The sequence below is a fragment of the Pseudomonas bananamidigenes genome (assembly GCF_001679645.1).
Classification (GTDB): Bacteria; Pseudomonadota; Gammaproteobacteria; order Pseudomonadales; family Pseudomonadaceae; genus Aquipseudomonas; species Aquipseudomonas bananamidigenes.
This window is the reverse complement of the sequence record NZ_LRUN01000024.1, coordinates 1-25,546: the sequence shown is the minus strand read 5'-3', so window position 1 is coordinate 25,546 and position 25,546 is coordinate 1. Positions and strand designations below refer to the sequence as shown.

At 58.5% G+C, this 25,546-nt stretch carries 27 protein-coding genes, 5 tRNA genes and 1 riboswitch; of the genes, 21 read left to right on the top strand and 11 right to left on the bottom strand.

Annotated elements, in window-relative coordinates:
- Positions 1 to 41 precede the first annotated feature (41 nt).
- A complete protein-coding gene (locus tag BBF94_RS09910) occupies positions 42 to 551 on the bottom strand; it encodes a 6,7-dimethyl-8-ribityllumazine synthase (RefSeq protein ID WP_065258861.1) in 510 nt (169 codons plus the stop codon).
- Between the two features lie 102 nt (positions 552 to 653).
- Positions 654 to 825, bottom strand: a riboswitch (FMN riboswitch).
- Positions 826 to 1,022: 197 nt separating this feature from the next.
- On the opposite strand from BBF94_RS09910, the gene ltaE reads away from it, so the two are divergent.
- The 8 genes from ltaE to BBF94_RS09870 all read left to right on the top strand — a co-directional run bounded on the left by ltaE (position 1,023) and on the right by BBF94_RS09870 (position 7,141).
- Positions 1,023 to 2,027 (top strand): low-specificity L-threonine aldolase, encoded by a 1,005-nt coding sequence (gene ltaE / locus BBF94_RS09905; RefSeq protein ID WP_065258860.1) that lies wholly within the window; start codon positions 1,023 to 1,025, stop codon positions 2,025 to 2,027.
- A gap of 146 nt (positions 2,028 to 2,173) precedes the next feature.
- Positions 2,174 to 4,798, top strand: a complete 2,625-nt coding sequence (gene alaS / locus BBF94_RS09900) for an alanine--tRNA ligase (protein ID WP_065258859.1) — start codon at positions 2,174 to 2,176, stop codon at positions 4,796 to 4,798.
- Positions 4,799 to 4,888: 90 nt separating this feature from the next.
- The gene (locus BBF94_RS09895) at positions 4,889 to 6,130 is read left to right on the top strand and encodes an aspartate kinase (RefSeq protein ID WP_065258858.1); all 1,242 of its coding nucleotides are present in this window, start codon (positions 4,889 to 4,891) and stop codon (positions 6,128 to 6,130) included.
- A 187-nt stretch (positions 6,131 to 6,317) separates the two neighbouring features.
- Complete coding sequence (gene csrA, locus BBF94_RS09890) at positions 6,318 to 6,506, top strand: carbon storage regulator CsrA (RefSeq protein WP_002554426.1); 189 nt, start codon at positions 6,318 to 6,320, stop codon at positions 6,504 to 6,506.
- Positions 6,507 to 6,568: 62 nt separating this feature from the next.
- Positions 6,569 to 6,659 (top strand) — tRNA-Ser (locus BBF94_RS09885).
- Positions 6,660 to 6,766: 107 nt separating this feature from the next.
- Positions 6,767 to 6,843: transfer RNA gene (locus BBF94_RS09880), tRNA-Arg, on the top strand.
- Positions 6,844 to 6,915: 72 nt separating this feature from the next.
- A tRNA-Arg gene (locus tag BBF94_RS09875) sits at positions 6,916 to 6,992 on the top strand.
- 72 nt (positions 6,993 to 7,064) lie between these two features.
- Positions 7,065 to 7,141 (top strand) — tRNA-Arg (locus BBF94_RS09870).
- Between the two features lie 19 nt (positions 7,142 to 7,160).
- Here BBF94_RS09870 and BBF94_RS09865 read toward each other — a convergent pair.
- Positions 7,161 to 7,679: a cell envelope protein SmpA gene (locus tag BBF94_RS09865; protein ID WP_065258857.1), complete on the bottom strand. Its 519-nt coding sequence runs from the start codon at positions 7,677 to 7,679 to the stop codon at positions 7,161 to 7,163.
- 320 nt (positions 7,680 to 7,999) lie between these two features.
- Between BBF94_RS09865 and mgtE the strand changes: the two genes are divergently transcribed.
- Positions 8,000 to 9,442 (top strand): magnesium transporter, encoded by a 1,443-nt coding sequence (mgtE, locus tag BBF94_RS09860; protein WP_065258856.1) that lies wholly within the window; start codon positions 8,000 to 8,002, stop codon positions 9,440 to 9,442.
- A gap of 113 nt (positions 9,443 to 9,555) precedes the next feature.
- Here the strand turns inward: mgtE and BBF94_RS09855 are convergent, their stop codons facing one another.
- Positions 9,556 to 9,882 (bottom strand): Arc family DNA-binding protein, encoded by a 327-nt coding sequence (locus BBF94_RS09855; protein ID WP_003178899.1) that lies wholly within the window; start codon positions 9,880 to 9,882, stop codon positions 9,556 to 9,558.
- A 390-nt stretch (positions 9,883 to 10,272) separates the two neighbouring features.
- Between BBF94_RS09855 and phnN the strand changes: the two genes are divergently transcribed.
- A complete protein-coding gene (gene phnN, locus BBF94_RS09850; RefSeq protein ID WP_065258855.1) occupies positions 10,273 to 10,842 on the top strand; it encodes a phosphonate metabolism protein/1,5-bisphosphokinase (PRPP-forming) PhnN in 570 nt (189 codons plus the stop codon).
- Here phnN and BBF94_RS09845 read toward each other — a convergent pair.
- Positions 10,817 to 10,996, bottom strand: a complete 180-nt coding sequence (locus BBF94_RS09845; protein ID WP_065258854.1) for a PA3371 family protein — start codon at positions 10,994 to 10,996, stop codon at positions 10,817 to 10,819. The genes phnN and BBF94_RS09845 overlap by 26 nt on opposite strands.
- A gap of 20 nt (positions 10,997 to 11,016) precedes the next feature.
- Complete coding sequence (locus tag BBF94_RS09840) at positions 11,017 to 11,247, bottom strand: hypothetical protein (protein ID WP_065258853.1); 231 nt, start codon at positions 11,245 to 11,247, stop codon at positions 11,017 to 11,019.
- A gap of 282 nt (positions 11,248 to 11,529) precedes the next feature.
- Between BBF94_RS09840 and BBF94_RS09835 the strand changes: the two genes are divergently transcribed.
- A tRNA-Arg gene (locus tag BBF94_RS09835) sits at positions 11,530 to 11,606 on the top strand.
- A gap of 62 nt (positions 11,607 to 11,668) precedes the next feature.
- On the opposite strand, the gene BBF94_RS09830 is transcribed toward BBF94_RS09835, so the two are convergent.
- On the bottom strand, positions 11,669 to 12,019 hold the full coding sequence (locus BBF94_RS09830; RefSeq protein ID WP_225875045.1) for a hypothetical protein: 351 nt from the start codon (positions 12,017 to 12,019) through the stop codon (positions 11,669 to 11,671).
- A 365-nt stretch (positions 12,020 to 12,384) separates the two neighbouring features.
- Between BBF94_RS09830 and BBF94_RS09825 the strand changes: the two genes are divergently transcribed.
- From BBF94_RS09825 to BBF94_RS09810, 4 genes are all read left to right on the top strand, one after another.
- Entirely contained in the window at positions 12,385 to 13,989 is a 1,605-nt protein-coding gene (locus BBF94_RS09825; RefSeq protein ID WP_065258852.1) for a response regulator, read from the top strand.
- A complete protein-coding gene (locus BBF94_RS09820) occupies positions 13,986 to 14,678 on the top strand; it encodes a sensor histidine kinase (protein ID WP_065258851.1) in 693 nt (230 codons plus the stop codon). Before BBF94_RS09825 ends, BBF94_RS09820 begins: the two co-directional genes overlap by 4 nt.
- A gap of 219 nt (positions 14,679 to 14,897) precedes the next feature.
- On the top strand, positions 14,898 to 16,139 hold the full coding sequence (locus BBF94_RS09815) for a glutamine synthetase family protein (RefSeq protein ID WP_176704440.1): 1,242 nt from the start codon (positions 14,898 to 14,900) through the stop codon (positions 16,137 to 16,139).
- A gap of 68 nt (positions 16,140 to 16,207) precedes the next feature.
- Positions 16,208 to 17,572: an MFS transporter gene (locus tag BBF94_RS09810; protein WP_065258849.1), complete on the top strand. Its 1,365-nt coding sequence runs from the start codon at positions 16,208 to 16,210 to the stop codon at positions 17,570 to 17,572.
- Positions 17,573 to 17,647: 75 nt separating this feature from the next.
- Here the strand turns inward: BBF94_RS09810 and BBF94_RS09805 are convergent, their stop codons facing one another.
- From BBF94_RS09805 to flgA, 4 genes are all read right to left on the bottom strand, one after another.
- The gene (locus BBF94_RS09805; protein ID WP_065258848.1) at positions 17,648 to 18,394 is read right to left on the bottom strand and encodes a flagellar brake protein; all 747 of its coding nucleotides are present in this window, start codon (positions 18,392 to 18,394) and stop codon (positions 17,648 to 17,650) included.
- A 95-nt stretch (positions 18,395 to 18,489) separates the two neighbouring features.
- Positions 18,490 to 18,957: a flagella synthesis protein FlgN gene (locus BBF94_RS09800; RefSeq protein WP_065258847.1), complete on the bottom strand. Its 468-nt coding sequence runs from the start codon at positions 18,955 to 18,957 to the stop codon at positions 18,490 to 18,492.
- A 48-nt stretch (positions 18,958 to 19,005) separates the two neighbouring features.
- Complete coding sequence (flgM, locus tag BBF94_RS09795; protein ID WP_065258846.1) at positions 19,006 to 19,332, bottom strand: flagellar biosynthesis anti-sigma factor FlgM; 327 nt, start codon at positions 19,330 to 19,332, stop codon at positions 19,006 to 19,008.
- A gap of 160 nt (positions 19,333 to 19,492) precedes the next feature.
- The gene (gene flgA / locus BBF94_RS09790) at positions 19,493 to 20,254 is read right to left on the bottom strand and encodes a flagellar basal body P-ring formation chaperone FlgA (protein WP_082302384.1); all 762 of its coding nucleotides are present in this window, start codon (positions 20,252 to 20,254) and stop codon (positions 19,493 to 19,495) included.
- A gap of 82 nt (positions 20,255 to 20,336) precedes the next feature.
- Here flgA and BBF94_RS09785 point away from each other — a divergent pair, with 82 nt between their 5' ends.
- From BBF94_RS09785 to flgE, 6 genes are all read left to right on the top strand, one after another.
- Complete coding sequence (locus BBF94_RS09785) at positions 20,337 to 21,269, top strand: chemotaxis protein CheV (RefSeq protein ID WP_065258844.1); 933 nt, start codon at positions 20,337 to 20,339, stop codon at positions 21,267 to 21,269.
- 47 nt (positions 21,270 to 21,316) lie between these two features.
- Entirely contained in the window at positions 21,317 to 22,144 is an 828-nt protein-coding gene (gene cheR, locus BBF94_RS09780) for a protein-glutamate O-methyltransferase CheR (RefSeq protein ID WP_065258843.1), read from the top strand.
- Between the two features lie 241 nt (positions 22,145 to 22,385).
- Positions 22,386 to 22,793, top strand: coding sequence for a flagellar basal body rod protein FlgB (flgB, locus tag BBF94_RS09775; protein WP_065258842.1), 408 nt, complete (start codon positions 22,386 to 22,388; stop codon positions 22,791 to 22,793).
- 3 nt (positions 22,794 to 22,796) lie between these two features.
- Positions 22,797 to 23,240 (top strand): flagellar basal body rod protein FlgC, encoded by a 444-nt coding sequence (flgC, locus tag BBF94_RS09770; RefSeq protein WP_065258841.1) that lies wholly within the window; start codon positions 22,797 to 22,799, stop codon positions 23,238 to 23,240.
- A gap of 15 nt (positions 23,241 to 23,255) precedes the next feature.
- Positions 23,256 to 23,984: a flagellar hook assembly protein FlgD gene (flgD, locus tag BBF94_RS09765; RefSeq protein ID WP_065258840.1), complete on the top strand. Its 729-nt coding sequence runs from the start codon at positions 23,256 to 23,258 to the stop codon at positions 23,982 to 23,984.
- Between the two features lie 30 nt (positions 23,985 to 24,014).
- Positions 24,015 to 25,346, top strand: a complete 1,332-nt coding sequence (gene flgE, locus BBF94_RS09760) for a flagellar hook protein FlgE (RefSeq protein WP_065258839.1) — start codon at positions 24,015 to 24,017, stop codon at positions 25,344 to 25,346.
- 11 nt (positions 25,347 to 25,357) lie between these two features.
- Here the strand turns inward: flgE and BBF94_RS28070 are convergent.
- The coding region (locus BBF94_RS28070) for a hypothetical protein (protein WP_218060136.1) at positions 25,358 to 25,546 on the bottom strand (189 nt) is incomplete at its 5' end.

Here is a 25,546-nt window from a genome sequence, read left to right as displayed (position 1 = left end):
TTGAGGCATTCCCACGCAGAGCGGGGAAGATCATGGGAAGGTCAGACCGCTACAGCACGCGGCTCGATGCGGCGCAATGCACGTACTTTCTGCAGCGTGTCGGCGCAGGTTCTCGCCGCTTCCTGACCCTTGTGCACGAAATGCTCGAAGAAGAACTTCTGGTGTTCTTCACCGGCATGGAAGTGGTGCGGGGTCAGGGATACCGAGAACACCGGCACTTCGGTTTCCAGTTGAACCTGCATCAGGCCGCTGACGACCGACTGGGCGACGAATTCGTGGCGGTAGATCCCGCCGTCCACCACCAGAGCGGCCGCGACGATGCCGGCATAACGACCGGTCCTGGCCAGCAGCTTGGCGTGCAGGGGCATTTCAAAGGCGCCGCCGACTTCGAAGAAGTCGATGTCCGATTCCTGATAGCCCAGGGCGATCATTTCCGCGACGAAACCTTTGCGGCTCTGGTCGACGATTTCCTTGTGCCAGCAGGCCTGGATGAACGCGACGCGCTCGCCGTGAGGGTGTTTGTTTTTGCTGTCGATAGCGGTGGGTTGCATGTTCTGACTCCTGTTTGTGTGAAAAACAGGGCGTTATGAATCGAAAGGGATTCAAGGGTACGCACGCTCGCGCAAGCACGACGGACGGCCCTTTGGTGTCAATCCCGTTCTCTCTTCATCCGGACTGTGACCGTCGGCCCCGGAATCACACCGGGTCTGCTGACCTTGCCGCCGATCACAGCCATTGCCGTGCCGGTCACCAAGCGCTCGCGGGCTATGCGCATTGCGCGCAATTACCGCCGGTGGGGAATTGCACCCCGCCCTGAGAACGTTTCGCCGCCCTTTTGTCGGGCGGCGCAGCGTTTTTAACACAGATTGCCGGGCTGTGCATTGCGCCTTTGTGATGATTGCCATCGGATTTTTCGAAGCACAAAACGACTTTTCCTTGCGTCAGGGTTGATTAATCCGCGCCATGCCTGCAGTAATTCTTCTTCGAAAAGGGATTTCCCCTGCTGACTTGAGGCCAGGTTCATGAGCGTTATCGATCTTCGCAGCGACACCGTCACCCAACCGACTCCCGCCATGCTGGACGCGATGACCGCCGCGGCTACCGGAGATGATGTGTATGGCGAAGATCCGACGGTCAATCGTCTGGAAACCGAACTGGCAAAACGGCTGGGTTTCGCCGCGGCGCTGTTCGTCCCGACGGGCACCATGAGCAACCTGCTGGGGTTGATGGCGCACTGCGAGCGCGGTGACGAGTACATTGTCGGTCAGCAGGCGCACACCTATAAGTACGAGGGCGGGGGGGCCGCAGTGCTCGGTTCTATCCAGCCGCAGCCGCTGGAGGTGCAGGCCGATGGCTCGCTGGATCTGGATCAGGTGGCCGCAGCGATCAAGCCAGACGATTTCCACTTCGCCCGCACCCGACTGCTGGCGCTGGAAAACACCATGCAGGGCAAGGTGTTGCCGCTGGAGTATCTGGCCCGTGCCCGCCGGTTCACTCAGGACAAGGGCCTGGCCCTGCATCTGGACGGCGCGCGGCTGTACAACGCGGCGGTGAAGCTTGGGGTCGATGCCCGGGAGATCACGCAACACTTCGATTCGGTCTCGGTGTGCCTGTCCAAAGGCCTCGGTGCGCCGGTCGGCTCGGTGCTCTGCGGTTCGGCCGAGTTGATCGGCAAGGCGCGACGCCTGCGCAAAATGGTCGGCGGCGGGATGCGTCAGGCCGGATTGCTGGCGGCGGCAGGTTTGTATGCACTGGATCACAATGTCGAGCGTCTGGCGGATGATCATGCCAATGCGCAATTTCTGGCCGAAGGCCTGCGCGAGGCCGGTTTTACCGTCGAACCGGTGCAGACCAACATGGTTTACGTGCAGATGGGCGACCGTGCCGAGGCGATCAAGGTGTTTGCCGCCGAACGCGGCATCAAACTGAGCGCTGCCGCCCGTCTGCGGATGGTCACCCACATGGACGTCAATCGTTCGCAAATCGAGCAAGTGATCGCGACATTCGTCGAGTTTTCGCGCAAGTGACAGTGTTAGCCACCCAATTGACCGTTTCTATCGTATAAACACGCTGTACCCCGCGCGCAGGGCCGATATAATGCGGCCCTTTGCCGTCGTTTCGTCTGTTGACGTTTCGTACAGGCCTTTGGCCGCAGCCTCCGTGGAAGAACCTAATGAAAAGCGCAGAAATCCGTGAAGCCTTCCTTCGCTTCTTCGAAGAGCAAGGCCACACCCGTGTAGCCTCCAGCTCTTTGATTCCGGGCAATGACCCAACCCTGCTGTTCACCAACGCGGGGATGAACCAGTTCAAGGACTGCTTCCTGGGCCAGGAAAAGCGCGCGTACACCCGCGCCGTCTCCAGCCAGAAATGCGTGCGCGCCGGCGGCAAGCACAACGACCTGGAAAACGTCGGTTATACCGCCCGTCACCACACTTTTTTCGAAATGCTGGGTAACTTCAGCTTCGGCGACTACTTCAAGCGTGACGCCATCACCTACGCCTGGAACTTCCTGACCTCGGAGAAATGGCTGAACCTGCCGAAGGAAAAACTGTGGGTCACCGTCTACGCCAGCGATGACGAGGCCTACGACATCTGGACCAAGGAAGTCGGTGTGCCGGCCGAGCGCATGGTGCGCATCGGCGACAACAAGGGCGCGCCTTACGCCTCCGACAACTTCTGGACCATGGGCGATACCGGCCCGTGCGGTCCTTGCACCGAGATTTTCTACGATCACGGCGCCGACATCTGGGGCGGACCACCGGGCTCGCCGGAAGAAGACGGCGACCGCTACATCGAAATCTGGAACAACGTGTTCATGCAGTTCAACCGCACCGCCGATGGCGTGCTGCACCCGCTGCCAGCCCCGTCGGTGGACACCGGCATGGGTCTTGAGCGGATCAGTGCCGTGCTGCAGCACGTTCACTCGAACTATGAAATCGACCTGTTCCAGAGCCTGCTGGCCGCTTCGGCCAAGGCCATCGGTTGCAGCAACGACAATCAGGCTTCCCTGAAAGTCGTGGCTGACCACATCCGCTCCTGCGGTTTCCTGATCGCCGATGGCGTGCTGCCGTCCAACGAAGGCCGCGGCTACGTGCTGCGTCGCATCATTCGTCGTGCCTGCCGTCACGGCAACAAACTGGGCGCCAAGGGCAGCTTTTTCTACCAGATCGTTGCCGCTCTCGTGGCCGAGATGGGCGAAGCCTTCCCTGAGCTGAAATCCCAGCAGGCACATATCGAGCGCGTTCTGAAAGGCGAAGAAGAGCAGTTCGCCAAGACCCTGGAGCAGGGCCTGAAAATTCTCGAGCAGGATCTGGCCGAACTCAAAGGCGATATGGTGCCGGGCGACGTGGTGTTCAAACTCTACGACACCTACGGTTTTCCGATGGACCTGACTGCGGATATCGCCCGCGAGCGCAGCCTGACCATCGACGAAGTCGGTTTCGAGCGTGAAATGGAAGCCCAGCGCGTCCGCGCGCGTTCTGCCAGCTCCTTCGGTCTGGACTACAACAGCCTGGTCAAGGTTGATGTCGACACCGAGTTCACCGGCTACCACGCCACCAGCGGTTCGGCGAAAGTCGTTGCGCTCTATAAGGACGGCCAGTCCGTGGACGTTCTGAGCGAAGGTCAGGAAGGCGTTGTGGTTCTGAACCAGACGCCGTTCTACGCCGAATCCGGCGGCCAGGTCGGTGATTGCGGTTACCTGCAGGCCGGCAACAGCCGTTTCGACGTGCGTGATACCACCAAGACCGGTGGTGCGTTCCTGCATCACGGTGTGTTGGCGTCTGGCAGTCTGATCGTTGGCGCGCCGGTGGAAACCCACGTCGAGGCCGACGTGCGTCACGCCACTTCGCTGAACCACTCGGCCACGCACCTGCTGCACGCCGCCTTGCGCAAAGTGCTGGGCGATCACGTTCAACAGAAGGGTTCGCTGGTCGACAGTCAGCGTCTGCGTTTCGACTTCAGCCACTTTGAAGCGATCAAGCCGGAGCAACTGAAGGCGCTGGAAGACATCGTCAACGCCGAGATCCGCAAGAACTCCGCGGTTGAAACCGAAGAAACCGACATCGAAACCGCCAAGCAGAAAGGCGCCATGGCTCTGTTCGGCGAGAAGTACGGCGACAACGTGCGCGTGCTGAGCATGGGCGGCGATTTCTCCGTCGAGCTGTGTGGCGGTATCCACGCCAGCCGTACCGGTGACATCGGCCTGCTGAAGATCATCAGCGAAGGCGGTGTGGCATCGGGTGTGCGTCGTATCGAGGCAGTCACCGGCGCTGCGGCGCTGGCTTACTTGAACGCTGCCGAAGAACAACTCAAGGAAGCGGCCAGCCTGGTCAAGGGCAGCCGCGATAACCTGATCGACAAGCTGTCGGCTGTACTGGAGCGCAACCGTGCGCTTGAAAAACAGCTCGAACAATTGCAGGCCAAGGCAGCCGCCGCTGCCGGCGACGATCTGTCTGCTTCGGCAGTGGACGTCAAGGGCGTGAAGGTTCTGGCCGTGCGTCTGGATGGTCAGGACGGCAAGGCGCTGCTGGCGCTGGTCGATCAGCTGAAAAACAAACTCGGCCGCGCAGTGATCCTGCTCGGCAGTGTCCATGAGGAAAAGGTCGTACTGGTTGCAGGTGTAACCAAGGACCTGACTGGCCAACTCAAAGCCGGTGATTTGATGAAGCAGGCTGCTGCGGCGGTGGGCGGGAAGGGCGGTGGTCGTCCGGACATGGCGCAGGGTGGCGGTGTCGACGCCGGCGTACTGGATAGCGCACTGGCGCTGACCGTTCCATTCGTCGAGCAGGGTTTATAAGACGGTCTGTCAGGCCCGCAGTCTAGTGGCGGGCCCGGCGGCTGTTCGAGTGATTATTGGGCGCCCTTCATGGGCAGAGGCGGCTTTGAAATGGCTTTGATCGTACAGAAATTTGGAGGCACCTCGGTCGGCAGTGTCGAGAGAATCGAGCAGGTTGCCGACAAGGTTAAGAAATTCCGCGATGCCGGCGATGACCTGGTGGTTGTGCTGTCTGCAATGAGCGGCGAGACCAACCGTCTGATCGATCTGGCCAAGCAAATCAGTGGCGAAGATCAACCGGTTCCGCGTGAACTGGACGTGATCGTATCCACCGGTGAGCAGGTGACGATCGCCCTGTTGGCCATGGCGCTGATCAAGCGCGGTGTGCCGGCGGTGTCGTACACCGGTAACCAGGTACGGATCCTGACAGACAGTGCGCACAATAAAGCGCGTATCTTGCAGATTGATGACCAGAAGATTCGTGGTGATCTGAAGGCAGGCCGTGTGGTTGTGGTCGCAGGTTTCCAGGGTGTAGACGAACACGGCAACATCACGACTCTGGGCCGTGGCGGTTCCGACACCACTGGCGTGGCATTGGCTGCTGCATTGAAGGCTGACGAGTGCCAGATCTACACCGATGTCGATGGTGTCTACACCACTGACCCACGCGTGGTATCGGTCGCTCAGCGCCTGGACAAGATCACCTTCGAAGAGATGCTGGAAATGGCCAGCCTCGGCTCCAAGGTGCTGCAGATCCGTGCGGTTGAGTTCGCCGGCAAGTACAACGTTCCGCTGCGCGTACTGCACAGCTTCAAGGAGGGTCCGGGCACCCTCATTACTATTGATGAAGAGGAAACCATGGAACAGCCGATCATTTCCGGCATCGCCTTCAACCGCGATGAAGCCAAGCTGACCATCCGTGGCGTGCCAGACACCCCGGGCGTGGCATTCAAGATTCTCGGCCCGATCAGTGCCGCGAACATCGAAGTCGACATGATCGTGCAGAACGTCGCGCACGATAACACCACCGACTTCACGTTCACCGTGCACCGCAACGACTACCAATCCGCGCAGACCGTGCTGGAAAACACCGCTCGCGAGATCGGTGCCCGTGAAGTCGTCGGCGATACCAAAATTGCCAAGGTCTCGATCGTCGGCGTCGGCATGCGTTCCCACGCAGGCGTGGCCAGCCGCATGTTCGAATCCCTGGCAAAGGAAAGCATCAACATCCAGATGATCTCGACCTCGGAAATCAAGGTTTCCGTGGTGATCGAGGAGAAGTACCTGGAACTGGCCGTGCGCGCCCTGCACACGGCTTTCGAACTGGATGCTCCGGCCCGTCAGGGCGAGTAATCCCGGTCAATAAAGGGCGCGGTCTGACCGCGCCCTTTATTTTTTGAATGGCGCGAGCCCTGAACTGTTCTTTTGCTCGTGCTGGTCAATACTCAGGCATGTAGGGCTACGATCGCTCCGGTTGTAGGTCGGGTGCCTTTTTTTTGCAGACTGTTGTCCCTGAAATGATTCGCGTGAGGAGAAAGGTATGTTGATTCTGACTCGTCGGTGCGCAGAAAGCCTGATTATCGGTGATGGCGAAATCACCGTGACCGTGCTCGGCGTCAAAGGAAATCAAGTGCGTATCGGCGTCAATGCACCGAAAGAGGTGGCTGTGCACCGTGAAGAAATCTACCTGCGTATAAAGAAAGAAAAGGACGAAGAACCAAGCCATTAATTTTTATCGATTTTTTTGTTTGCAAACGGGGAAGAAGCTGGTTAATATACGCCCCGTGTTGCGGAGAGCTGGCCGAGTGGCCGAAGGCGCTCCCCTGCTAAGGGAGTACACCTCACAAGGGTGTCGGGGGTTCGAATCCCCCGTTCTCCGCCATTATTTGCTTAGTACGTTGTAATCTGGCTTTTTCTGTAAGTTGTTGAATTTATTAGAAAAAGTGGTTGGAATAGAGATTAGACGGGCTATAATGCGGCGCAACAAATGCACTCGTAGCTCAGCTGGATAGAGTACTCGGCTACGAACCGAGCGGTCACAGGTTCGAATCCTGTCGAGTGCACCATTTAAGAGTCAGTTACTGCAATGTAAATGACTCGGCTTCAACCAGGTGTGATCTGGTCTAACAAACACAAATGCACTCGTAGCTCAGCTGGATAGAGTACTCGGCTACGAACCGAGCGGTCACAGGTTCGAATCCTGTCGAGTGCACCATTTAAGGGTTAGTTACAGCAATGTAAATAACTTGGTTTCAGCCAGTTGTGGTCTGGTCTAAAAACACAACATGCACTCGTAGCTCAGCTGGATAGAGTACTCGGCTACGAACCGAGCGGTCACAGGTTCGAATCCTGTCGAGTGCACCATATACCAGAAAGCCCGCGTTTAACGCGGGCTTTTTGCTGTCCGGGATTTGAGTTTTCCTTTCACACATCCTTTCTCATCGAAATCGATTTGCGCACTCCGGCCTCGCTTGAGGTTATAGCTATAGCTTGTTGAAGAATTTCGGATGCTGATCTTGTCGGGCTTGCCTAGTGCGCTTTCGACGTCCTGCTGGTTCATGCCTGCGATGATTCGCTGATTGATGATTGCTTCGCGCTTTTGTCTTGCGTCGATCAACTCTCCACATTTGTCGAACGTGCGCCCCACGATGGCCATTTCTCGTTTTCTGTTATTCATCCCGGATATTTCTTCGTGCCGGGCTTCGGGTATCAGGGCCACGGTCGAGCCGGGTGAGTAGGGATGCACCTCTTGAATTGAAAGACGTTCATCGTTCGCGCAGCTCAACGTGGTGAACGTAAGGCTGCCGTCCGGGGCTTCGCAGCGATGAAGTGTCGTTGTGTTCCCTGTGGTGGGGAGGCAGAGCAGGGTGGTCAGCATGAGTCGGGATGTTCTTGATGGCATTCGGCGTCCTCCATGACGATCCTTATCAAGCGTAGCCGGCAGTTTTTTCACCGCCGTTGTGTTTTCTTTTCAGGATGAGTCGTCGCACTCTGGAGAATCAGGACAGCGCTCAGCTTTGTCTCGCAAGCGCTTGTTTCAGGCTGGATTTTTTAACGTTTAAAACCGTCAGGCGGTGTATCATTGCGCCCGTCAGCCCCGCCGGGGCTTATGGAAAACCTCCATGGACTTACCCAGTAGTTACTCAATACTCAGTTTTACCAATCATGAATTGACTGATTGATCCTTCCGGCGTGCCCCGCTGCTGGGAGTGGAGTTCGCCTATGTCAGAAATCGAAGTAAAGAAAACACAGGAAAGCCTGCAGGATCGCCTGGCTCAGGTCGTTGAGCTGCTGCAGCGCCAACGAGTCGTCGAAGACCTGACTCACCGCCAGGAAGGCGCACATCATGACCGGGTCGAGAACCTGGTTCACCGGCAAAATCTCGTCGAGCTGCAACGCAAGCTCGATGATCTGCACTCCGCCGACGTTGCCTACATTCTTGAAGCTTTGCCGCTGGACGATCGTCTGACGCTCTGGCAGCTGGTCAAGGCTGATCGCGACGGCGACATTCTTCTCGAAGTATCCGACTCCGTCCGTGAAACGCTGATCGCCGACATGGACGATCACGAGCTCCTGGCCGCCGCCAAGGACATGGATGCCGACGAACTTGCTGACCTGGCCTCCGAGCTGCCGCGAGACGTCGTCCATGAACTGATGGAGACTCTGGATCAGCAACAACGCGAGCGCGTGCGTTCGGCTCTGTCCTACGACGAGGAGCAGGTCGGTGCGCTGATGGACTTCGAGATGGTGACTATCCGTGAGGATGTCAGTCTCGAGGTGGTTTTGCGTTACCTGCGTCGTCTCAAAGAGTTGCCAGGTCATACCGACAAGCTGTTTGTGGTTGATTACGACGGCGTGCTCAAGGGGGTGCTGCCGATCAAGCGTTTGCTGGTCAATGACCCGGAGAAACAGGTTTCCGAAGTAATGGCCAGCGATCCGGTGAGTTTCCATCCGGACGAAGATGCCTACGACGCCGCTCAGGCGTTCGAGCGTTATGACTTGATCTCGGCTCCGGTGGTCGACAAGAACGGCAAGCTGATCGGTCGTCTGACCATCGACGAAATGGTCGACCTGATTCGTGAGGAGAGCGAAAGCGAAGTCCTCAGCATGGCGGGTCTGCGTGAAGAGGAAGATATTTTTGCGTCGGTCTGGAAATCCCTGCGCAACCGTTGGGCCTGGCTGGCGATCAATCTGATCACCGCGTTCGTCGCATCCCGTGTGATTGGTCTGTTCGAAGGTTCGATCGAGAAACTGGTGGCGCTGGCAGCACTTATGCCGATCGTGGCAGGTATTGGTGGCAACTCCGGCAACCAGACGATCACCATGATCGTTCGGGCCATGGCGCTCGATCAGGTTAGTACCGGCAATACGTCGCGCCTGATGCGCAAGGAACTCGCTGTAGCGCTGATCAACGGCCTGGTTTGGGGTGGTGTGATCGGTGTGGTGGCGTACATGCTGTACGGAAGTTGGTCGCTGGGTGTGGTGATGACGGCTGCAATGACGCTCAACCTGTTGCTGGCGGCGCTGATGGGGGTTTTGATCCCTATGACCTTGGCCAAGATGGGGCGCGACCCGGCAATGGGGGCCAGCGTGATGATTACGGCCATGACTGACAGTGGCGGCTTCTTCATCTTCCTGGGATTGGCGACGATCTTTCTTCTCTGATTTTCCATATAGAACAGCCCGCCGATTGGCGGGCTTTTTTTCGTCCTTGAACAGCTCGGATTGCGAGCAAAAAAAAGCCAGCATTCAGGCTGGCTTGAGATGTTCGGTTTTACTCAGGATGCGTCTGCGGCCATTTCGGCGTCGTGGGCGATCAGAGAAACCAGCGCGTTCTGCTGGCGATGGGAGAGTTGGCGGAAGCGTTGCAGCAGCTCGCGTTCGTGCAGCGACAGTTCAGGACTGTCCAGACGCATGCTCAGCTCTTCGCCCAGTGCGCCTTCCTGAATGAGACTCTGCTCAAGGCGTGCAATGATCTCGGAGTTCATGCTGCGATGATGATTGCGAGCCACCTCGGCAATGCGTTCACGCATTCCGTCTGGCAGACGTACGACGAACTTGTCAGCCGTACGGCTGGAATAAATTGCCTGTTTCAATGGGCGCATATATTTAACCGGTTAGTTCAGGGGAGCGGTTCTCGGGATTGGCCGCAGGATGAGTTGTAGGACATGCATCCGCGCCAAATGGTTCAACCTGAATTGTTAAGAGGCTCGCATCTTGCCTCAAAATTGCCAGATCATTGGCGTCAATTCTGTGACAAATATTGATCCGGGTAAAGGCGTAATGCCAGCACCAATTATCAGAAATGCGGACTGGTTTGAAAAGAATGCGCCGGCCCGTATCGCTGACCGCGTCCTGAAGCGCACGAGCGGATGCCCGAAGGCGTCAGACCGTGCATGCTATGCGGGATAAAATCCTTGTTCCTTACCTTGTACAGGATAGTGGCAAATGGCCGATTTACCAGGGGCAAATGCCTGCCGGAGGGCGTTTTCAGGATGGATGGCAGACTGATTTATCTCATGGGTCCGTCCGGCTCCGGCAAGGACAGTCTGATCGAGGCGGCGCGAGGGCCTTTACGTGCGCTGAACTGCGAAGTGATGCGGCGGGTGATCACGCGTTCGGCTGAATCGGTGGGTGAAGATGCGATTGGCGTAACGCCGCAAGAGTTCGAGCAGCGTGAGCGCGCGGGTGAATTTTCGCTGGCGTGGCGGGCCAACGGCCTTGCCTACGGCATCCCTGTCGAGATGGATGACTGGTTGAAAGCCGGGAGACACGTACTGGTAAACGGCTCTCGTGCGAACCTCAGGCAAGCGCTTGAAAGCTATCCGTCCCTGGTGCCTGTGCTGCTGACTGTCCGGGATGATGTCTTGCGTGAGCGCCTGCTCAGACGTGGCCGGGAGACGCTTGCACAGATCGATGCGAGGCTTGCCCGCAATACGCTGTTCAAGGAAAGACGTTCAACCGACAAGCCTGTGCATCTGATCGACAATTCGGGTGATCTGGCGGATGCCGTCGGTCATTTGCTGGAACTGGTCAGGCTCAACGCAGGACAGGATCAAACTTGATCTTGCGCCCGGCCACCAAAGCCAGCGCAAACAGAACGGCGAACACACCGCAGCCAATCAGTGGCAGGGAAATTTCTGTCTTCTCGAACAGCGAGAAATGCAAAACACCGCTCAAGACAGCGAGGATCAATAATCCCAGGGCGGATCTGGACATGCGGTACTCCCGAAAATGATTCAAAACACCAGACGTTCGGACAACTGAGCGGTCGGTACCTGATCCGACTCGCTGACGTCATGCGCAGCAAAGTCATGTTGATCGTTCATCACCGCCCATTGTGGCGCCTTCTGCACTTGCAGGTAATGCGGCATACGCTGAGTCACGGTTTCGTTGTGCTGGGGGATAAAGTGAAAACCCACCAGAGTCATCAGAGCCATTGCATTTGCGAGCAAGAGGAAGCGGTTCATGAGGCGATGCTCCGTTTGTTCTGTTGCAAGAACCGGAAGCAGCCGTCGTGCCAACAGTCTAACCGCTGTTAAGTCCTTTAAAAACAAGCATTTGGAAGGGTTTTTAACGAAGCGGGAATTGCATTCTGCAATGGTGGCTTTTTTGAGGTGTGCAAATTGCACGGCAAAACCTCCCACGATATTGCAAGGCGCCTGCCTACACTTTAAAAAACCAGCGGATGACATGACAAATCAGGGCCTGGCCGTTAACATGCACGCCGTCTGTCGTACCGGCAGTTCCGTGTCTCAGTAGCTCAATTGGATAGAGCATCCCCCTCCTAAGGGGAAGGTTGGCAGTTCGAACCTGCCCTGGGACACCATATATCTGAAAGCCCCACGCAGAGTGATCTGGTGGGGCTTTTTGCTGCGTCTGCCAAACAAACTATAGAACCTCGGCGCCACCTTCGGCTTTGCCGATTGAAGTGCTGATCCGGGTGATATATCGACGTCCGTTGACCGTATAGCCTCGCTCCTGGCCTTCAGCTTCTGGTTTACGCAGGGTCAGCTGGGCAAAAAGCCCGGTCTTTTCATCATAGCTGCCGAACCAGTTGATCAGTCTGGCGATGAAACAATCTTCACCGATGATCACGGGGAAGTCAGCGACAGGCTCGATCGCGTAGTAGCTCGCACCGTAGCTGTAGTACTCCTCACTGTCCCTGGCGGATTGGGGAATGGGGCAGAGCGGTTGTTTGTGCCGGCCCGTCATCCCGGCCGTTGCGTTCACGTTTGTCACGGGCGTCCTAAGCCCGCTCCAGCGCAAACTCCGGATGCTCCTTGCTCATCTCCCGAACGCGCAGTTGCAGATCCGCTCGCCAGTGCCTGCTGGAAAAACAGCAGCGCACAGGTCGACACAATGTAGCGTCCTTTGATGTACACGATAAAAACCTTGAAAGCAGAGGGTGAAAACAGGCGCGCAGGGTAATCGCTGTGCAATGAATCTTGAACCCCCGCTTCAAGAGAACCGCTGATCCGGCCGATAACCCGTTCGGTGACTTCAGAGTCGCACGAAATCGCTTGATAGCATTTGGCCGGCAGCTATCATCAGCGCGCCTGAAATGTGCCCTCGGTCCATCCTCTTCAATTGCCTGGAAATCTTCGATGCTGTCGTATCACCAAAAGAGTTTTCTGATCGTCGATGATTTCTCGGATTTCCGCAGTTCCGTGCGCTCGATGTTGCGCGAGTTGGGCGTCAAGGACGTGGACACTGCCGACAGCGGTGAGCAGGCGCTGAAAATGTGCGCGCAGAAATCCTACGATTTCATCCTTCAGGACTTCCACCTCGGTGACGGCAAGAAAAACGGTCAGCAGGTGTTGGAAGACCTGATGATGGAGAAGCTGATCAGTAACGAAGCTGTATTCGTGATGGTCACCGCCGAGACCAGCCAGGCCATGGTGCTCAGTGCCCTGGAGCATGAGCCGGACGCTTACCTGACCAAGCCCTTCAATCGCGTCGGTCTGGCCCAGCGCCTGGAACGTCTGGAGCAGCGCAAGACCCTGCTCAAGCCGATTCTGCAAGCCCTCGACCGTGGCAAGCCGGTGGAGGTGCTCAACGCGTGTATCGCCCTGTGCAAGCAGGATATCCGCTATTCGCCGCTGTGCCTGCGTTACCGTGCCGACGCCTTGCGCGACATGAATCAGAACGAAGCGCTCGAGCGCCTGTATGACAGCATCATCGCCGACCGACCGTTGCCGTGGGCATTTGCCGGGCTGGGCAAGCTGCTGTTCAGGCGTGGTCAGGTGGCCCAGGCCAAAGGCGTGTATGAAAAAGCCCTGAAGGTGTTTCCGATGATGCCGGCGCTGTACGACGGCATGGCCGATGTGTTGGTGGCAGAGGGCGATACCAAAGGTGCGCAGAAGGTGCTGGAAGAAGCTATTCGTCTGTCGCCGCTGGCGGTTCGCCGTCAGGCGCTGCTGGGCAAGCTGGCGATGACCAACGAAGATTTCGACACGGCCTCGCGCGCCTATCGTCAGGCGGTGGCGCAGGGCGCGCAGTCGCGCTTCAAGGATCCGGAAAGCAACCTGGGGCTGGCCCACGCGCTGATCAGCAAGGGCAGCGAAAAGGGCCTGGATACCCGCACGCGGCTGGAGATCAACACCACCCTCAGTGCCGTGGCCAAGGAAAACCCGAGCGATCCCGGTTTGCAGATCCGCGCGCGTCTGATGAAGGCCACCAGTCTGCTGCTCAACGACGCCGAAACCGCCGAAAAGCTCACCGAGCAAGCACTGATGCGTCTTGACGGCATGGAGCAGTTCATGAGCCCGGAAGCGGCACTGCTGGTGGCCAAGCAATTGCAAATGCTCGGTCAGGCCGAGGCGGGCACGTCGATGCTCAAGAGTTGCGCGGAGATTTACGGCGATGACCCGGCGGTGATGAAAGACATCGCCAAGCTTACCGACGACCCGACTATTCTCAGTTCCAGCAACGCTGCCGCCGACCTCAACCGACAGGGCGTGCGCGTGTACAAGACCGGCAATCTGGCGGAGGCCCGCGAGGTCTTCCGCAAGGCGCTGAAGATGCAACCGAAGAACATCAGCATCGCGCTGAACATGGCGCAGTCGCTGTTGCACGGCACCGACACCAGTGTGCCGTCGGCGGAGCTGGAAGAATGTCGGGCCTGCCTGAAAACGGTCGGCCTGATGCCCGACACCGACGCGCGTTATCCGCGTTATCAGAAGCTGAAAAGCAAGGCGTTTGGCGAATGAATCAAGACGAGCAGGCACTGGATTTTTCCACGGTGATCGCCTCCACCGTGCACGACATGAAGAACTCTCTGGCGATGTTGATGCAGGCTCATAGCCAATGGCTGGCGCGCCTGCCCGAAGCCGAACGGCAGGTGCCGGAACAGGGCGTTATCGATTTCGAGTTCGCCCACCTCAACGGCATGCTGGTGCAGCTGCTCGGGTTATACAAACTCGGGGTCAACCAGATGCCGTTGCAGCCGGCCTATCACGAACTGGACGATTTCATCGAGGCGCAACTGGCGTCCCATCAAGAGGTGTTCGCCAGCCGTGGAATCATCGCAACCTACGAGGTCGATCCGCTCAGTCCCCTGGGGTTCTTCGATCGTGAACTGATTGCTTCGGTGCTGGGCAACTGCATCAACAATGCGATCCGCTATGCCCGTGAATCGCTGTTGATCACCGTCAGCGATGAGGCCGGGCAACTGGTGCTGAGCATCCATGACGATGGCCCCGGTTATCCTGCCGAAATGCTCGAGCGCCAGGCCGATTATGTGCAGGGCATCAACCACAGCAGCGGGAGTACCGGCCTGGGTCTGTACTTCGCCGGGCGTATTGCGGCGCTGCATCAGCGCAACGGTGTCGGTGGTCGCACCGAGATCCGCAATGGCGGGCCGCTGGGCGGTGGCGTGTTCAGCATTTACCTGCCCTGAGACGCGGATTCGTCGTCCTGAGGTCTTTTTGTTGGCCGCTGCTTGAAATTCCGAACAGGCGAAGCCTATGTTGTCCGGGTCGCCGTTCGCGGCTCGCACAATAACAAGGATTGCGTCATGACAACCGATGGCCAGCGTTCACTCGCGCAGCGATTGACGGGCATTGATGAGATTGAATGTGTCACGCCGGATTTGAACGGCGTGCCACGGGGCAAGGTGATGACCGCCGAGGGTTTCCTCGAGGGGCGGCGTTTGCAGATGGCCCGGGGGGTGCTGCTGCAATGCATCATGGGGGGCTATCCCGCTGCACGGTTCTACGGCAGCGATGACGGCGACCTGGCGCTGGTCGCCGACCCTGCGCAGATCCACCCGTTGCCGTGGAGCCATGAACCACGTGCCCTGGCCATCTGTGACGCCGACGAGCTGAGCGGCGAAAGCTCCAACCTGTCGACCCGTGGTCAGCTCAAGAAAGTCATCGCCCGTTATGCGGCCCGTGGCCTGGCGCCAGTGGTGGCGACCGAGCTCGAATTCTTTGTGTTCGCCCCGAATACCGATCCGAACCAGCCGTTCCAGCCGCCAGTCGGCCTCGATGGTCGGCGCGAGGACGGTCACTCGGCGTTCAGTGTCAGCTCCAACAACGGTCTGCGGCCGTTCTTCAATGAAGTCTACAAATGCATGGCCGCGCTAGGTTTGCCGCGCGATACCTTCATGCACGAAATGGGCGTCAGCCAGTTCGAGATCAACCTGTTGCACGGCGATCCGCTGCTGCTGGCCGACCATACTTTTCTGTTCAAGCATCTACTCAAGGAAGTCGCGCTCAAGCATGGCCTGACCGTGGTCTGCATGGCCAAGCCGCTGGCGCACACGCCGGGCAGTTCGATGCACATCCACCAGAGCATCGTCGAGACCGGCAGCGGCAAGAATGTGTTCAGCGACGAGAACGGTCAGCCGACCTCGATGTTCCGTCACTTCATCGGCGGACAGCAGGCTGGCATGGCGGACTTCACGGCACTGTTTGCTCCGAACGTCAACTCTTACCAGCGCCTGTGCCACCCGTTTGCATCGCCGAACAATGCCTGCTGGTCCCACGACAACCGTGCGGCGGGTCTGCGGATTCCGGCCAGTTCGCCGGTTGCCCGTCGGGTCGAAAACCGTTTGCCGGGTGCCGATGCCAACCCTTACCTGGCCATCGCAGCGAGCCTGGCAGCCGGCCTGTATGGCATCGAGCATGAGCTGGAGCCGAGTGCGCCGATCCAGGGTGAGTTCGAGGTGCCGGACAATCTTTCGCTGCCGTGCACGTTGCACGCTGCGATCGATCGCCTCAAGCGCAGCCAGCTGGCCCGGGAACTGTTCGGCAACGAGTTCATCGAAGGCTACGTCGCTTCGAAGACCATGGAGCTGACCAGTTTCTTTGATGAGATCACTCCCTGGGAACGGCGCGTTCTGGCAGCCCAGGCCTGACGAAATGTCGTCATCGGGCTATCGTTCGATAGCCCGACACTCACCGCAAGGAGCCGCTCGGAACGCCGATGCGCCAAATCTGGAAATCCTTTCGAGCGTTGTATTTCGCCTCGCTGATGATGTTGATCGGCTCGGGCCTTCTTTCTACTTATCTGGCGTTACGCCTGGCAGCCGATCACGTCGACGGCCTGTGGGTCGGTGCCTTGATGGCGGCCAACTATTTTGGCCTGGTGCTGGGCGGCAAGATCGGCCACCGCCTGATCGCCCGGGTCGGCCATATTCGCGCCTACTCGGCCTGTGCCGGGATCGTCGGTGCGGCGGTGCTGGGCCATGGTCTGGTGGACTGGCTGCCGGCGTGGCTGGTGCTGCGGACCGTCGTTGGCCTCGGCATGATGTGCCAGTACATGGTGATCGAGAGTTGGCTGAACGAACAGGCCGACGCCAGCCAGCGTGGCATGGTATTCAGCGGTTACATGATTGCCTCGTATCTGGGGTTGGTGCTCGGCCAGTTGATTCTGGTCATGCACCCGGGGCTGGGCCTGGAGCTGCTGATGCTGGTCGCCCTGTGTTTTGCCTTGTGTCTGGTGCCGGTGGCGCTGACTCGGCGGATTCACCCGGCGCCGCTGCATCCGGCGCCGATGGAGCCACGCTTTTTCATCAAGCGCGTGCCGCAGTCCTTGAGTACGGTGCTCGGGGCCGGGTTGATCATCGGTTCGTTCTACGGTCTGGCGCCGCTCTATGCGTCGCAGCAGGGATTGACGACCGAGCAGGTCGGTCTGTTCATGGGTACGTGCATCTTTGCCGGGCTGCTGGTGCAGTGGCCGCTGGGCTGGTTGTCCGACCGTTATGACCGGGCCTTGTTGATCCGCTGTTTTGCCGGGTTTCTGGCACTGGCTGCGTTACCGTTGGCGATCCTGCCGCAGGTGCCGCTGGAGATTCTTTTCGTCGTCGGCTTCCTGTGTTCTCTGGTGCAGTTCTGTCTGTATCCGCTGGCGGTGGCGTTTTCCAACGACCATGTCGAAGGTGAACGGAGGGTGTCGCTGACAGCGATGTTGCTGGTGACTTACGGGGTCGGCGCCAGTGTCGGGCCGTTGCTTGCCGGCGTATTGATGAAGCTGTTCGGCAGTCAGAGCCTGTATGCGTTCTTCACGTTCTTCGCTCTGGTGCTGGTCTGGCGGATCCGGCCGAAGGCCGTGACCAATCTGCATCAGGTGGACGATGCGCCGCTGCATCACGTGGCGATGCCGGACAGCATGTCCAGTTCACCCTTGGTAGCCGCGCTCGATCCGCGGGTCGATGAACAGGTGGTGCAGGAGCAGATGCAGGCAACGGTCGCTACCGAACCGGTACCTGATCCCGAGCCGGAATCGGCGGTAGAGACGGATACCGGCAACGACAATCCTGCGCCTGACATCAGTGGCGCCAAGCCTTGATCCCGGAAAGGTGCAAAGCATAAAAAACGGGCAGTCACCACAAGGTGCTGCCCGTTTTTCAATGGTGCGGACGGATCAGAGATCGTCTTTGTCGAAACGCCGCGCTTCACGTTGCAACTGGTAGACGAAACGCTCGACGTTGCGCGCGGCCGGGCCGCTGATGTTATGAAAGCGCAGGCCGGCGAAGGTGATGTTGAGTTTTTCTTCGAAATGCAGGTAGCGCAGCTCCACGGCGGCCGGCTGGTTGCCGAACAGTGGCGGGGCGATCAGGCGGTCGTAGACCTGGCCCAGTTGCAGGCGTTCGGTGATGTCGCCTTCGAAGCGCAGCTTGCAACCGGTGGCGGAGATGTCCAGCAGTTTGCCACCGAGAGGCGACTTGAGTTTTTCGCCGCCCAGTTCGACGCTCACCAGGTCAGTCAGCTTCAGTGCAGCACGGAAGGCGTTGCGGCGCTGGTGATAAACCACCTCGCTGGGCATCTGGCCGATATAGTAGCGGTCGCCGTCCGACTCCTTGATGTCCAGTGTGCCGTTGTATTCCCAGGCAATCCGCACGCCGTCATGAAAACCCTCGACCTTGAACGGCTCGCCGGCCAGCAGGAAGCGCTCACCGTCACGGGGAATCATTTCATCCAGGGCAATGGTGGCGGTTTCCCGGTCGACCTTGATCAGATAGCTCTGGAAGCGCTGGCTGCGCTCGTGAAAGGTGATGATCAGCGGATCGTGGCTCTCTTGCAGCTGGCGCAGGTTGCTGGAGATTTCCAGAGGCGTGGTGAGCACCTTTGGTGGCTGCGGAGAATCATCCGCGCTGAGGACGTTGGACACGTTGAATCAATCTCCAGACAAAATTTGACTACGGCTGGCCAGTATTTTGCCAGCATGTTTCGCGCGTTGATAGGGCGCACGCATGGAAGAAAGCATCACGCCTGGCTGAGCGCGCGCGGTTTCTGCAGTTTGGAGAAAGTGCCGCTGGCATCGTAGAGCGCTGGAGGCTCGCCACCGGTGAGGATTTTCAGCTGATTGGCCGTGGCGGCCTGCTGCACCACGATAGATTGGCCATTTTTCGCGTTGGCGGCCTGGCACTGGGCGATCAGGTCGGTCAGCACATCGCTTTGGCTCAGCAGTTGTTCGCCGATGCTTGACTGGCTGGCCAGTTGCTCCAGGCCCTGGCGATCAAGCGACAGATTGAGGCTGGCGAGGATTTCGCTGCGTTTGCGGCCATGCTGCTCGAGCAGAATGATCAATGCCTGTTTGCGCGCCAGAATTTCTTCAAGCAGGGGCATGTCGCGACCGTGCAAGGCGAGGGACTCGGTATGCAGCAACTCCAGCAGTTGTTGAGCTGGAGCAAAGTCGTCGGTGATCAGTTGCAATAAAGTAGTGTCGTGCATGGCTGGCCTTGGGTTTTAAGCGTCCAAAAGCCTGGCGCAGGCCAAGGCCTAGCGCTGGGCTTCGAAGTTGAGCAGTTTGCTGGCTACACGGTTGCTGTCGACTTTATAGCTGCCATCGGCAATCGCTGCTTTCAACTCGGCCACGCGGGCTTTGTCGACGGCAGGCTGATCGCGCAGCTTGTCAGTGACCTTCTGCAACTGTTGAGCCTCATTGCTGAGGTGTACCGATTCCCCGCTTTTTGCGGTACTGGCCTGTTCGGCCGGGGTATTCAGCGGCGCGGAGGTGCCGGATTCGGCGGTTTCCTTGGGCGCGCTGGTACGTGTACTGCCCGTAAGTGACGAGGAGCTGTTCAAACGGCTGAAATCGATGACCATGTTAAAAACCTCTGGGAATTTGGACGCTTGCCATGTTCTCGGCCATCCCATGGAAAACTTTAGGCTCTTTTACCAATGAGCCTGCATGTGCCGTACAGAACCTGCTGCGGCACAGTTTAGGGAACAGCCGGGGTCGGCGCCAGTTTTCTCCTTGCCTGTTTTACATGGCCACTTCCACCTGGCCCGGCGCCATGACCTGCGCCTTGATGACCCGCTGGGAGTTGAGGTTTTTCACTCGAATCTGTTCTTTCAGGCCGCCGTTGGACAGGGCTTCGCCCGGCATGCGCACGGCGAGCGTGCCGCTGCGGGCGGTAATCACCACCTGATCGCCCTTGCGAACGACTTCCGCCTGTTCCAGGTGCACCAGGGTCAGCACCTGGTCGGCGACCGTTGGTCGGGTCAATTTTTGCCCGACGGCTTCGTCTGTCGACGTCAGGAACCCCTGGTTGATCTGGCTGACATCATGCTCGCGCAACGTCACATCCTGAGGTTCGATGATACCGGCGCGCTTGAGGGGACGAGTGGTCGTCACGACCTCGCGAAACAGGCGGACTTGAGCGGGCACGAACACGGTCCAGGGGGATGCGCCTTCACAGCGGACCTTCACCGTTACACGGCCCAGAGGGCGGCCCGGGCTCTCCAGGGAGGCTGTCAATTCCTTGTCGCACATGGGCATGCGCATGCGCGGATCGAGCTGCTTGACCTCGATTTCATAACGCCCTTCCGTTTGACTGGTAGCCAGATAGTCTTCTACGGTGAATTCAAGAAAGCCCTGAGTGACGCCGATAAGCATGTCAGGCAAGGTAACCGCATCAGCACTGGCAGGGCTGCCCGCAAAAAACAGGCAAACGGCGGACATCGCGCAAAGCCCTCTGCGGAGGGGGGATGTCAGACGTCGGAAAAATGTCGTTTGAGTGTTCATACGAGTTAAAAAGCAAGCGCCGTGCCGTTTAGCAATGAATGTGCGTCGCAACAACACTTGGCGTTGGTGTAGGAGTCTGGGCATGGCTGGTGTAATGGATTCGGTGAACCAGCGCACGCAACTGGTAGGGCAGAATCGCCTGGAGCTGTTGTTGTTCCGTCTCGACGGACAGCAGCTCTACGGGATCAACGTGTTCAAGGTTCGGGAAGTGCTGCAATGCCCGCAACTGACGCTGATGCCCAAGTCCAGTCCTGTCGTGTGCGGGGTGGCGAATATCCGGGGGGCGACCATTCCGATCCTCGATCTGGCAATGGCGACCGGCTCCGGGGCGTTGAAAGACAAGAACAGTCCGTTCGTGATCATCACGGAATACAACACCAAGACCCAGGGTTTCCTGGTGCGCTCGGTGGAACGTATCGTCAACATGAACTGGGAGGAGATCCATCCGCCACCCAAGGGCACCGGTCGCGATCACTACCTGACCGCTGTGACTCGGGTGGACAATCAGTTAGTCGAAATCATCGACGTCGAGAAGGTGCTGGCGGAAGTGGCCCCGACACCGGAAGCGATTTCGGTCGGCGTGGTGGATGTCGAGACCCAGAGCAAGGCGCTGTCGTTGCGGGTGCTGACGGTCGATGACTCGTCGGTGGCGCGCAAGCAGGTGACGCGTTGCCTGCAGACGGTGGGTGTCGAAGTGGTGGCGCTGAACGACGGCAAGCAGGCGCTGGATTATCTGCGCAAGCTGGTCGACGAGGGCAAGAAGCCGGAAGAAGAGTTCCTGATGATGATTTCCGACATCGAGATGCCGGAAATGGACGGGTACACCCTGACGGCGGAAATCCGCGGCGATCCACGCATGCAAAAGCTTCATATCATCCTGCATACTTCGTTGTCGGGTGTGTTCAACCAGGCGATGGTCAAGAAGGTCGGTGCCGATGACTTCCTGGCCAAATTCCGTCCTGATGACCTGGCATCCCGGGTAGTCGACCGGATCAAAGCAGCAGATATCAGCTAGGGGCCTTCTGCCCCTGGCGTTCAACACGATTTAAGAGGCGGCATCATTTGTCTACGGGTAATTTGGATTTCGAACAGTTCCGGGTCTTCCTGGAAAAAGCCTGTGGCATTTTGCTCGGTGAAAACAAGCAGTACCTGGTGTCGAGCCGTCTCAACAAACTGATGGAGCAGCAGGGCATCAAGACGCTGGGTGAGCTGGTACAGCGCATCCAGACCCAGCCGCGCAGCGGTTTGCGCGAGCAGGTGGTCGATGCCATGACGACCAACGAAACCCTGTGGTTTCGCGACACCTATCCGTTTGAGGTCTTGAAGAACAAGGTGCTGCCCGAGGCAATCAAGGCCAGCCCCAACCAGCGTCTGCGGATCTGGTCGGCGGCCTGTTCGTCGGGGCAGGAGCCGTATTCGCTGTCGATGTCGATCGACGAATTCGAGCGGACCAATATCGGTCAGTTGAAGATGGGCGTACAGATCGTTGCCACCGATCTGTCCGGCAGCATGCTGACAAACTGCAAGACCGGCGAGTACGACAGCCTGGCGATCGGTCGCGGTCTGTCTGCCGATCGTCTGCAGCGCTATTTCGATCCGAAAGGGCCGGGACGCTGGGTGGTCAAGGCGCCGATCAAGAACCGGGTGGAGTTCCGCTCGTTCAACCTGCTCGACAGCTACGCCAGCCTGGGCAAGTTCGACATCGTGTTCTGCCGCAACGTGCTGATCTACTTCTCCGCCGAGGTGAAGAAGGACATCCTGTTGCGCATTCACAGCACGTTGAAACCGGGTGGTTATCTGTTCCTCGGCGCCTCCGAAGCGCTGAACGGTCTGCCGGATCATTACCAGATGGTCCAGTGCAATCCGGGGATCATTTACCAGGCGAAGTGACTGGCAGCGGCGATTCAAAAAAAACGGGAGCCCTCAGGGGCTCCCGTTTTTTTATGCCTGACCGTTTTCAAGGTGAGGCAAGCGGCAGAAAAGCGGCAGCCGGCGGAAACCCGTTGCCGCTTTTCTGGCATTGCCGCCTCGCCGGGGCCCTGCAAAGCCCCGGAAACCGGGGCTTTTTCAAACTGGCACGCGGCTTGCTATAACCCGATTACGAAAAACCGGACACCTGAAGGTTCCCGACATGAGCATCAGCTTCGATAAAGCGCTCGGAATTCACGAACAAGCCCTGGGCTTCCGCGCCCAGCGTGCCGAAGTCCTGGCCAACAACATCGCCAACGCCGACACCCCGAACTACAAGGCTCGGGATCTGGACTTCTCCAAAGTGCTCGAAGCACAGAGTCAGAAGAACGCCAACGGCACCATCGCCCTGAACATGACCAACAGCCGTCACATCGAAGCTGAAGGCCTGGGCAACGGCGACGAGTCGCTGATGTATCGCACGCCGATGCAGCCATCGATCGACCAGAACACCGTCGATGCCCAGCTTGAGCAGTCGAACTACGCGCAAAACGCCATCGGCTTCCAGGCCAGCTTCACGCTGCTCAACAGTAAATTCAAAGGGCTGGTTTCAGCCTTGCGCGGAGAGTAATCCATGTCCCTGTCCAGCGTTTTCAACATTGCCGGCAGCGGCATGAGCGCACAGAACACCCGTCTCAACACCGTCGCGTCGAACATCGCCAACGCCGAAACCGTCTCGTCGAGCATCGACCAGACCTATCGCGCCCGTCACCCGGTGTTCGCCACCATGTTCCAGGGCGGCCAGAGCGGTGGCAGCGACTCGCTGTTCCAGAACCAGGACGCCGCAGGTCAGGGCGTACAGGTGCTCGGCGTGGTCGAAGACCAGAGCAACCTCGAGGCGCGCTACGAACCGAATCATCCGGCCGCCGACGCCAAGGGCTACGTTTACTACCCGAACGTCAACGTGGTGGAAGAAATGGCTGACATGATTTCCGCGAGCCGGTCCTTCCAGACCAACGCCGAAATGATGAACACCGCCAAGACCATGATGCAGAAGGTACTGACCCTCGGTCAGTGATAAGGGGCGACTGCCATGAGTGTGACCGATACCACCAGCAGCCTGACGATGAAGGACATCCTGGCGAACTCGTCGAAAAAGACCAGTTCGACCACCGGTGACGGCATCGCTTCGGCCACCAACAGCTCCACCGGCGGCCAGACCCTGGGCAAGGATGCGTTCCTGCAACTGCTGGTCACCCAGCTGAAAAACCAGAACCCGCTCGATCCGCAGGACAACAGTGCATTCGTTGCCCAACTGGCGCAGTTCAGCAGCCTCGAGGGGATTACCACCCTCAACAGCACCGTCAGCTCGCTGGCCGGCAACTACAACTCGTCGCAAGCCCTGCAGGCTTCGTCGCTGGTCGGCCGCAACGTGATCGTGCAGACCAACTCGGTCCAGCTCGACGATCCGAGCAAAGGCATGACCGGTTCGGTCACCGTGCCATCGTCGATTGCCGGCGGCACCGTCACCATCAGCGACAGCAGCGGCGCGGTCGTTCGTACCATCGATCTGGGCAGCCGCGCTGCGGGCAGTGCGAGCTTCACCTGGGACGGCAAGGACAAGGACGGCAACCTGGTGAAGACCGGTAACTATACCGTCAAGGCCAACGCCTCCATCAATGGCACCTCGACGGACATGGCGACCTACCTGCCGGCCACCGTCACCAGCGTGACCATCAGCCAGACCGGCGGCGAGCTGATGCTCAACCTGTCCGGCAAGGGCACCGTCGCCCTGTCCAAAGTACAAACCATTGGTATATAGAGCCGACTAACCGGCACAAAGGAGTGGAATATGTCTTTCAATATCGGCCTTAGCGGTCTCTATGCAGCCAACAAACAACTGGACGTGACCGGCAACAACATCGCCAACGTCGCGACCGCCGGTTTCAAATCGTCCCGTGCCGAGTTTGCGGACGTCTATTCGGCGACTCGTCTGGGCAGCGGCAGCAAGGTCATCGGTAACGGTGTGCGCCTGGCCAACGTGTCCCAGCAGTTCACCCAGGGCGACATCAACAACACCGGCAACGTGCTCGACATGGGCATCAACGGCTCGGGCTTCTTCACCCTGAGCGACAATGGTTCGATCACCTACACCCGTGCCGGTACGTTCAAGGTCGACAAGGACGGCTTCATCACCAACACCGACTACACCTCGCGCCTGCAAGGTTATGGTGTGGACGCCAACGGCAAGATCATCAACGGTGTGTTGACCGACCTGAAGATCGACACCTCGAACCTGGCGCCGAAGTCCACCTCGCTGGTGACTTCGACCATCAACCTGAACTCGACGGCTCCGGTGATCGACGACACCGTGGCGGCAGGCAAATTCGATCCGACCAACACTGCCACCTACACCAAGTCGTTCAGTACCCCGATCTATGACAGCCAGGGCAACTCCCACGTCATGGATCAGTACATGGTGAAAACCGGGGCCAACACCTGGAAGGTTTACACACTGGTCGACGGTCGTAACCCGGATGCCACCGGCAGCGATCCGAAAACCACTGCACCGGTGGCCTCGACCATGAGCTTCGACAGCACCGGCAAACTGACTCAGGTCAGCACCCCGGATCCTGCGAATCCAGCGACACCGATCATCAGCAGCGATCTGAAACTCACTGGCTGGGTGCCGGGTACGGTGACCAATGGCGTCTGGAAAGCCAACGGTGCTTCGGCCAACCCTGCCGGTATCACCATTTCGATGGCCAAGACCACTCAGTTCAACGCCGACACCGCGCGTTCCATCCCGACTCAGGACGGTTACGCCACCGGCCAGATCACCAACCTGACCATCGATGGTACCGGTACGCTGTTCGCCAACTTCAGCAACAACCAGAGCAAGGCCATCGGTCAGGTTGCACTGGCCAGCTTTACCAACGAACAGGGCCTGCAGCCTGTGGGCGGCACTGCCTGGAAGGAAACCTTCGCTTCGGGTATCCCGGGCTACGACGCACCGGAAACCGGTACTTTGGGTTCGGTCGTGTCCAACTCGCTGGAAGAGTCGAACGTCAACCTGACCAACGAGCTGGTGGACCTGATCAAGGGCCAGAGCAACTATCAGGCGAACGCCAAGACCATCTCGACCCAGAGCACCATCATGCAGACCATCATTCAGATGACCTGATTTTTGGTTGTTCAAGGAGCCCCTCTTTTTGAGGGGCTTTTTTTTTGTTTGTCGTGGTGTCCTGGTAGACGGCCATGCTTTGGTTGATTGGGTGAATATCCGTTGCTTCGGGTGTGGCGGCTGGCGGTTCCGCTCTTACAGCGGGTCACTTTTTCAAACGCCAAAAAGTAACCAAAAGGCTGGGCCCCGGCGTTCGGCAC

What these genes read in the sequence shown, in the direction of transcription:
- ltaE (WP_065258860.1), top strand. Translation starts at nt 1,023, where the DNA reads ATGAGCGTTATCGATCTTCGCAGCGACACCGTCACCCAACCGACTCCC.
- BBF94_RS09845 (WP_065258854.1), bottom strand. Translation starts at nt 10,996, where the DNA reads ATGTCCAGATCCGCCCTGGGATTATTGATCCTCGCTGTCTTGAGCGGT.
- BBF94_RS09800 (WP_065258847.1), bottom strand. Translation starts at nt 18,957, where the DNA reads ATGCACGACACTACTTTATTGCAACTGATCACCGACGACTTTGCTCCA.
- BBF94_RS09825 (WP_065258852.1), top strand. Translation starts at nt 12,385, where the DNA reads ATGCTGTCGTATCACCAAAAGAGTTTTCTGATCGTCGATGATTTCTCG.
- BBF94_RS09815 (WP_176704440.1), top strand. Translation starts at nt 14,898, where the DNA reads ATGACCGCCGAGGGTTTCCTCGAGGGGCGGCGTTTGCAGATGGCCCGG.
- csrA (WP_002554426.1), top strand. Translation starts at nt 6,318, where the DNA reads ATGTTGATTCTGACTCGTCGGTGCGCAGAAAGCCTGATTATCGGTGAT.
- alaS (WP_065258859.1), top strand. Translation starts at nt 2,174, where the DNA reads ATGAAAAGCGCAGAAATCCGTGAAGCCTTCCTTCGCTTCTTCGAAGAG.
- phnN (WP_065258855.1), top strand. Translation starts at nt 10,273, where the DNA reads ATGGATGGCAGACTGATTTATCTCATGGGTCCGTCCGGCTCCGGCAAG.
- BBF94_RS09840 (WP_065258853.1), bottom strand. Translation starts at nt 11,247, where the DNA reads ATGAACCGCTTCCTCTTGCTCGCAAATGCAATGGCTCTGATGACTCTG.
- flgD (WP_065258840.1), top strand. Translation starts at nt 23,256, where the DNA reads ATGAGTGTGACCGATACCACCAGCAGCCTGACGATGAAGGACATCCTG.
- BBF94_RS09895 (WP_065258858.1), top strand. Translation starts at nt 4,889, where the DNA reads ATGGCTTTGATCGTACAGAAATTTGGAGGCACCTCGGTCGGCAGTGTC.
- flgA (WP_082302384.1), bottom strand. Translation starts at nt 20,254, where the DNA reads ATGAACACTCAAACGACATTTTTCCGACGTCTGACATCCCCCCTCCGC.
- flgC (WP_065258841.1), top strand. Translation starts at nt 22,797, where the DNA reads ATGTCCCTGTCCAGCGTTTTCAACATTGCCGGCAGCGGCATGAGCGCA.
- BBF94_RS09910 (WP_065258861.1), bottom strand. Translation starts at nt 551, where the DNA reads ATGCAACCCACCGCTATCGACAGCAAAAACAAACACCCTCACGGCGAG.
- BBF94_RS09865 (WP_065258857.1), bottom strand. Translation starts at nt 7,679, where the DNA reads ATGCCATCAAGAACATCCCGACTCATGCTGACCACCCTGCTCTGCCTC.
- BBF94_RS09820 (WP_065258851.1), top strand. Translation starts at nt 13,986, where the DNA reads ATGAATCAAGACGAGCAGGCACTGGATTTTTCCACGGTGATCGCCTCC.
- flgE (WP_065258839.1), top strand. Translation starts at nt 24,015, where the DNA reads ATGTCTTTCAATATCGGCCTTAGCGGTCTCTATGCAGCCAACAAACAA.
- flgM (WP_065258846.1), bottom strand. Translation starts at nt 19,332, where the DNA reads ATGGTCATCGATTTCAGCCGTTTGAACAGCTCCTCGTCACTTACGGGC.
- BBF94_RS09785 (WP_065258844.1), top strand. Translation starts at nt 20,337, where the DNA reads ATGGCTGGTGTAATGGATTCGGTGAACCAGCGCACGCAACTGGTAGGG.
- mgtE (WP_065258856.1), top strand. Translation starts at nt 8,000, where the DNA reads ATGTCAGAAATCGAAGTAAAGAAAACACAGGAAAGCCTGCAGGATCGC.
- flgB (WP_065258842.1), top strand. Translation starts at nt 22,386, where the DNA reads ATGAGCATCAGCTTCGATAAAGCGCTCGGAATTCACGAACAAGCCCTG.
- BBF94_RS09810 (WP_065258849.1), top strand. Translation starts at nt 16,208, where the DNA reads ATGCGCCAAATCTGGAAATCCTTTCGAGCGTTGTATTTCGCCTCGCTG.
- BBF94_RS09855 (WP_003178899.1), bottom strand. Translation starts at nt 9,882, where the DNA reads ATGCGCCCATTGAAACAGGCAATTTATTCCAGCCGTACGGCTGACAAG.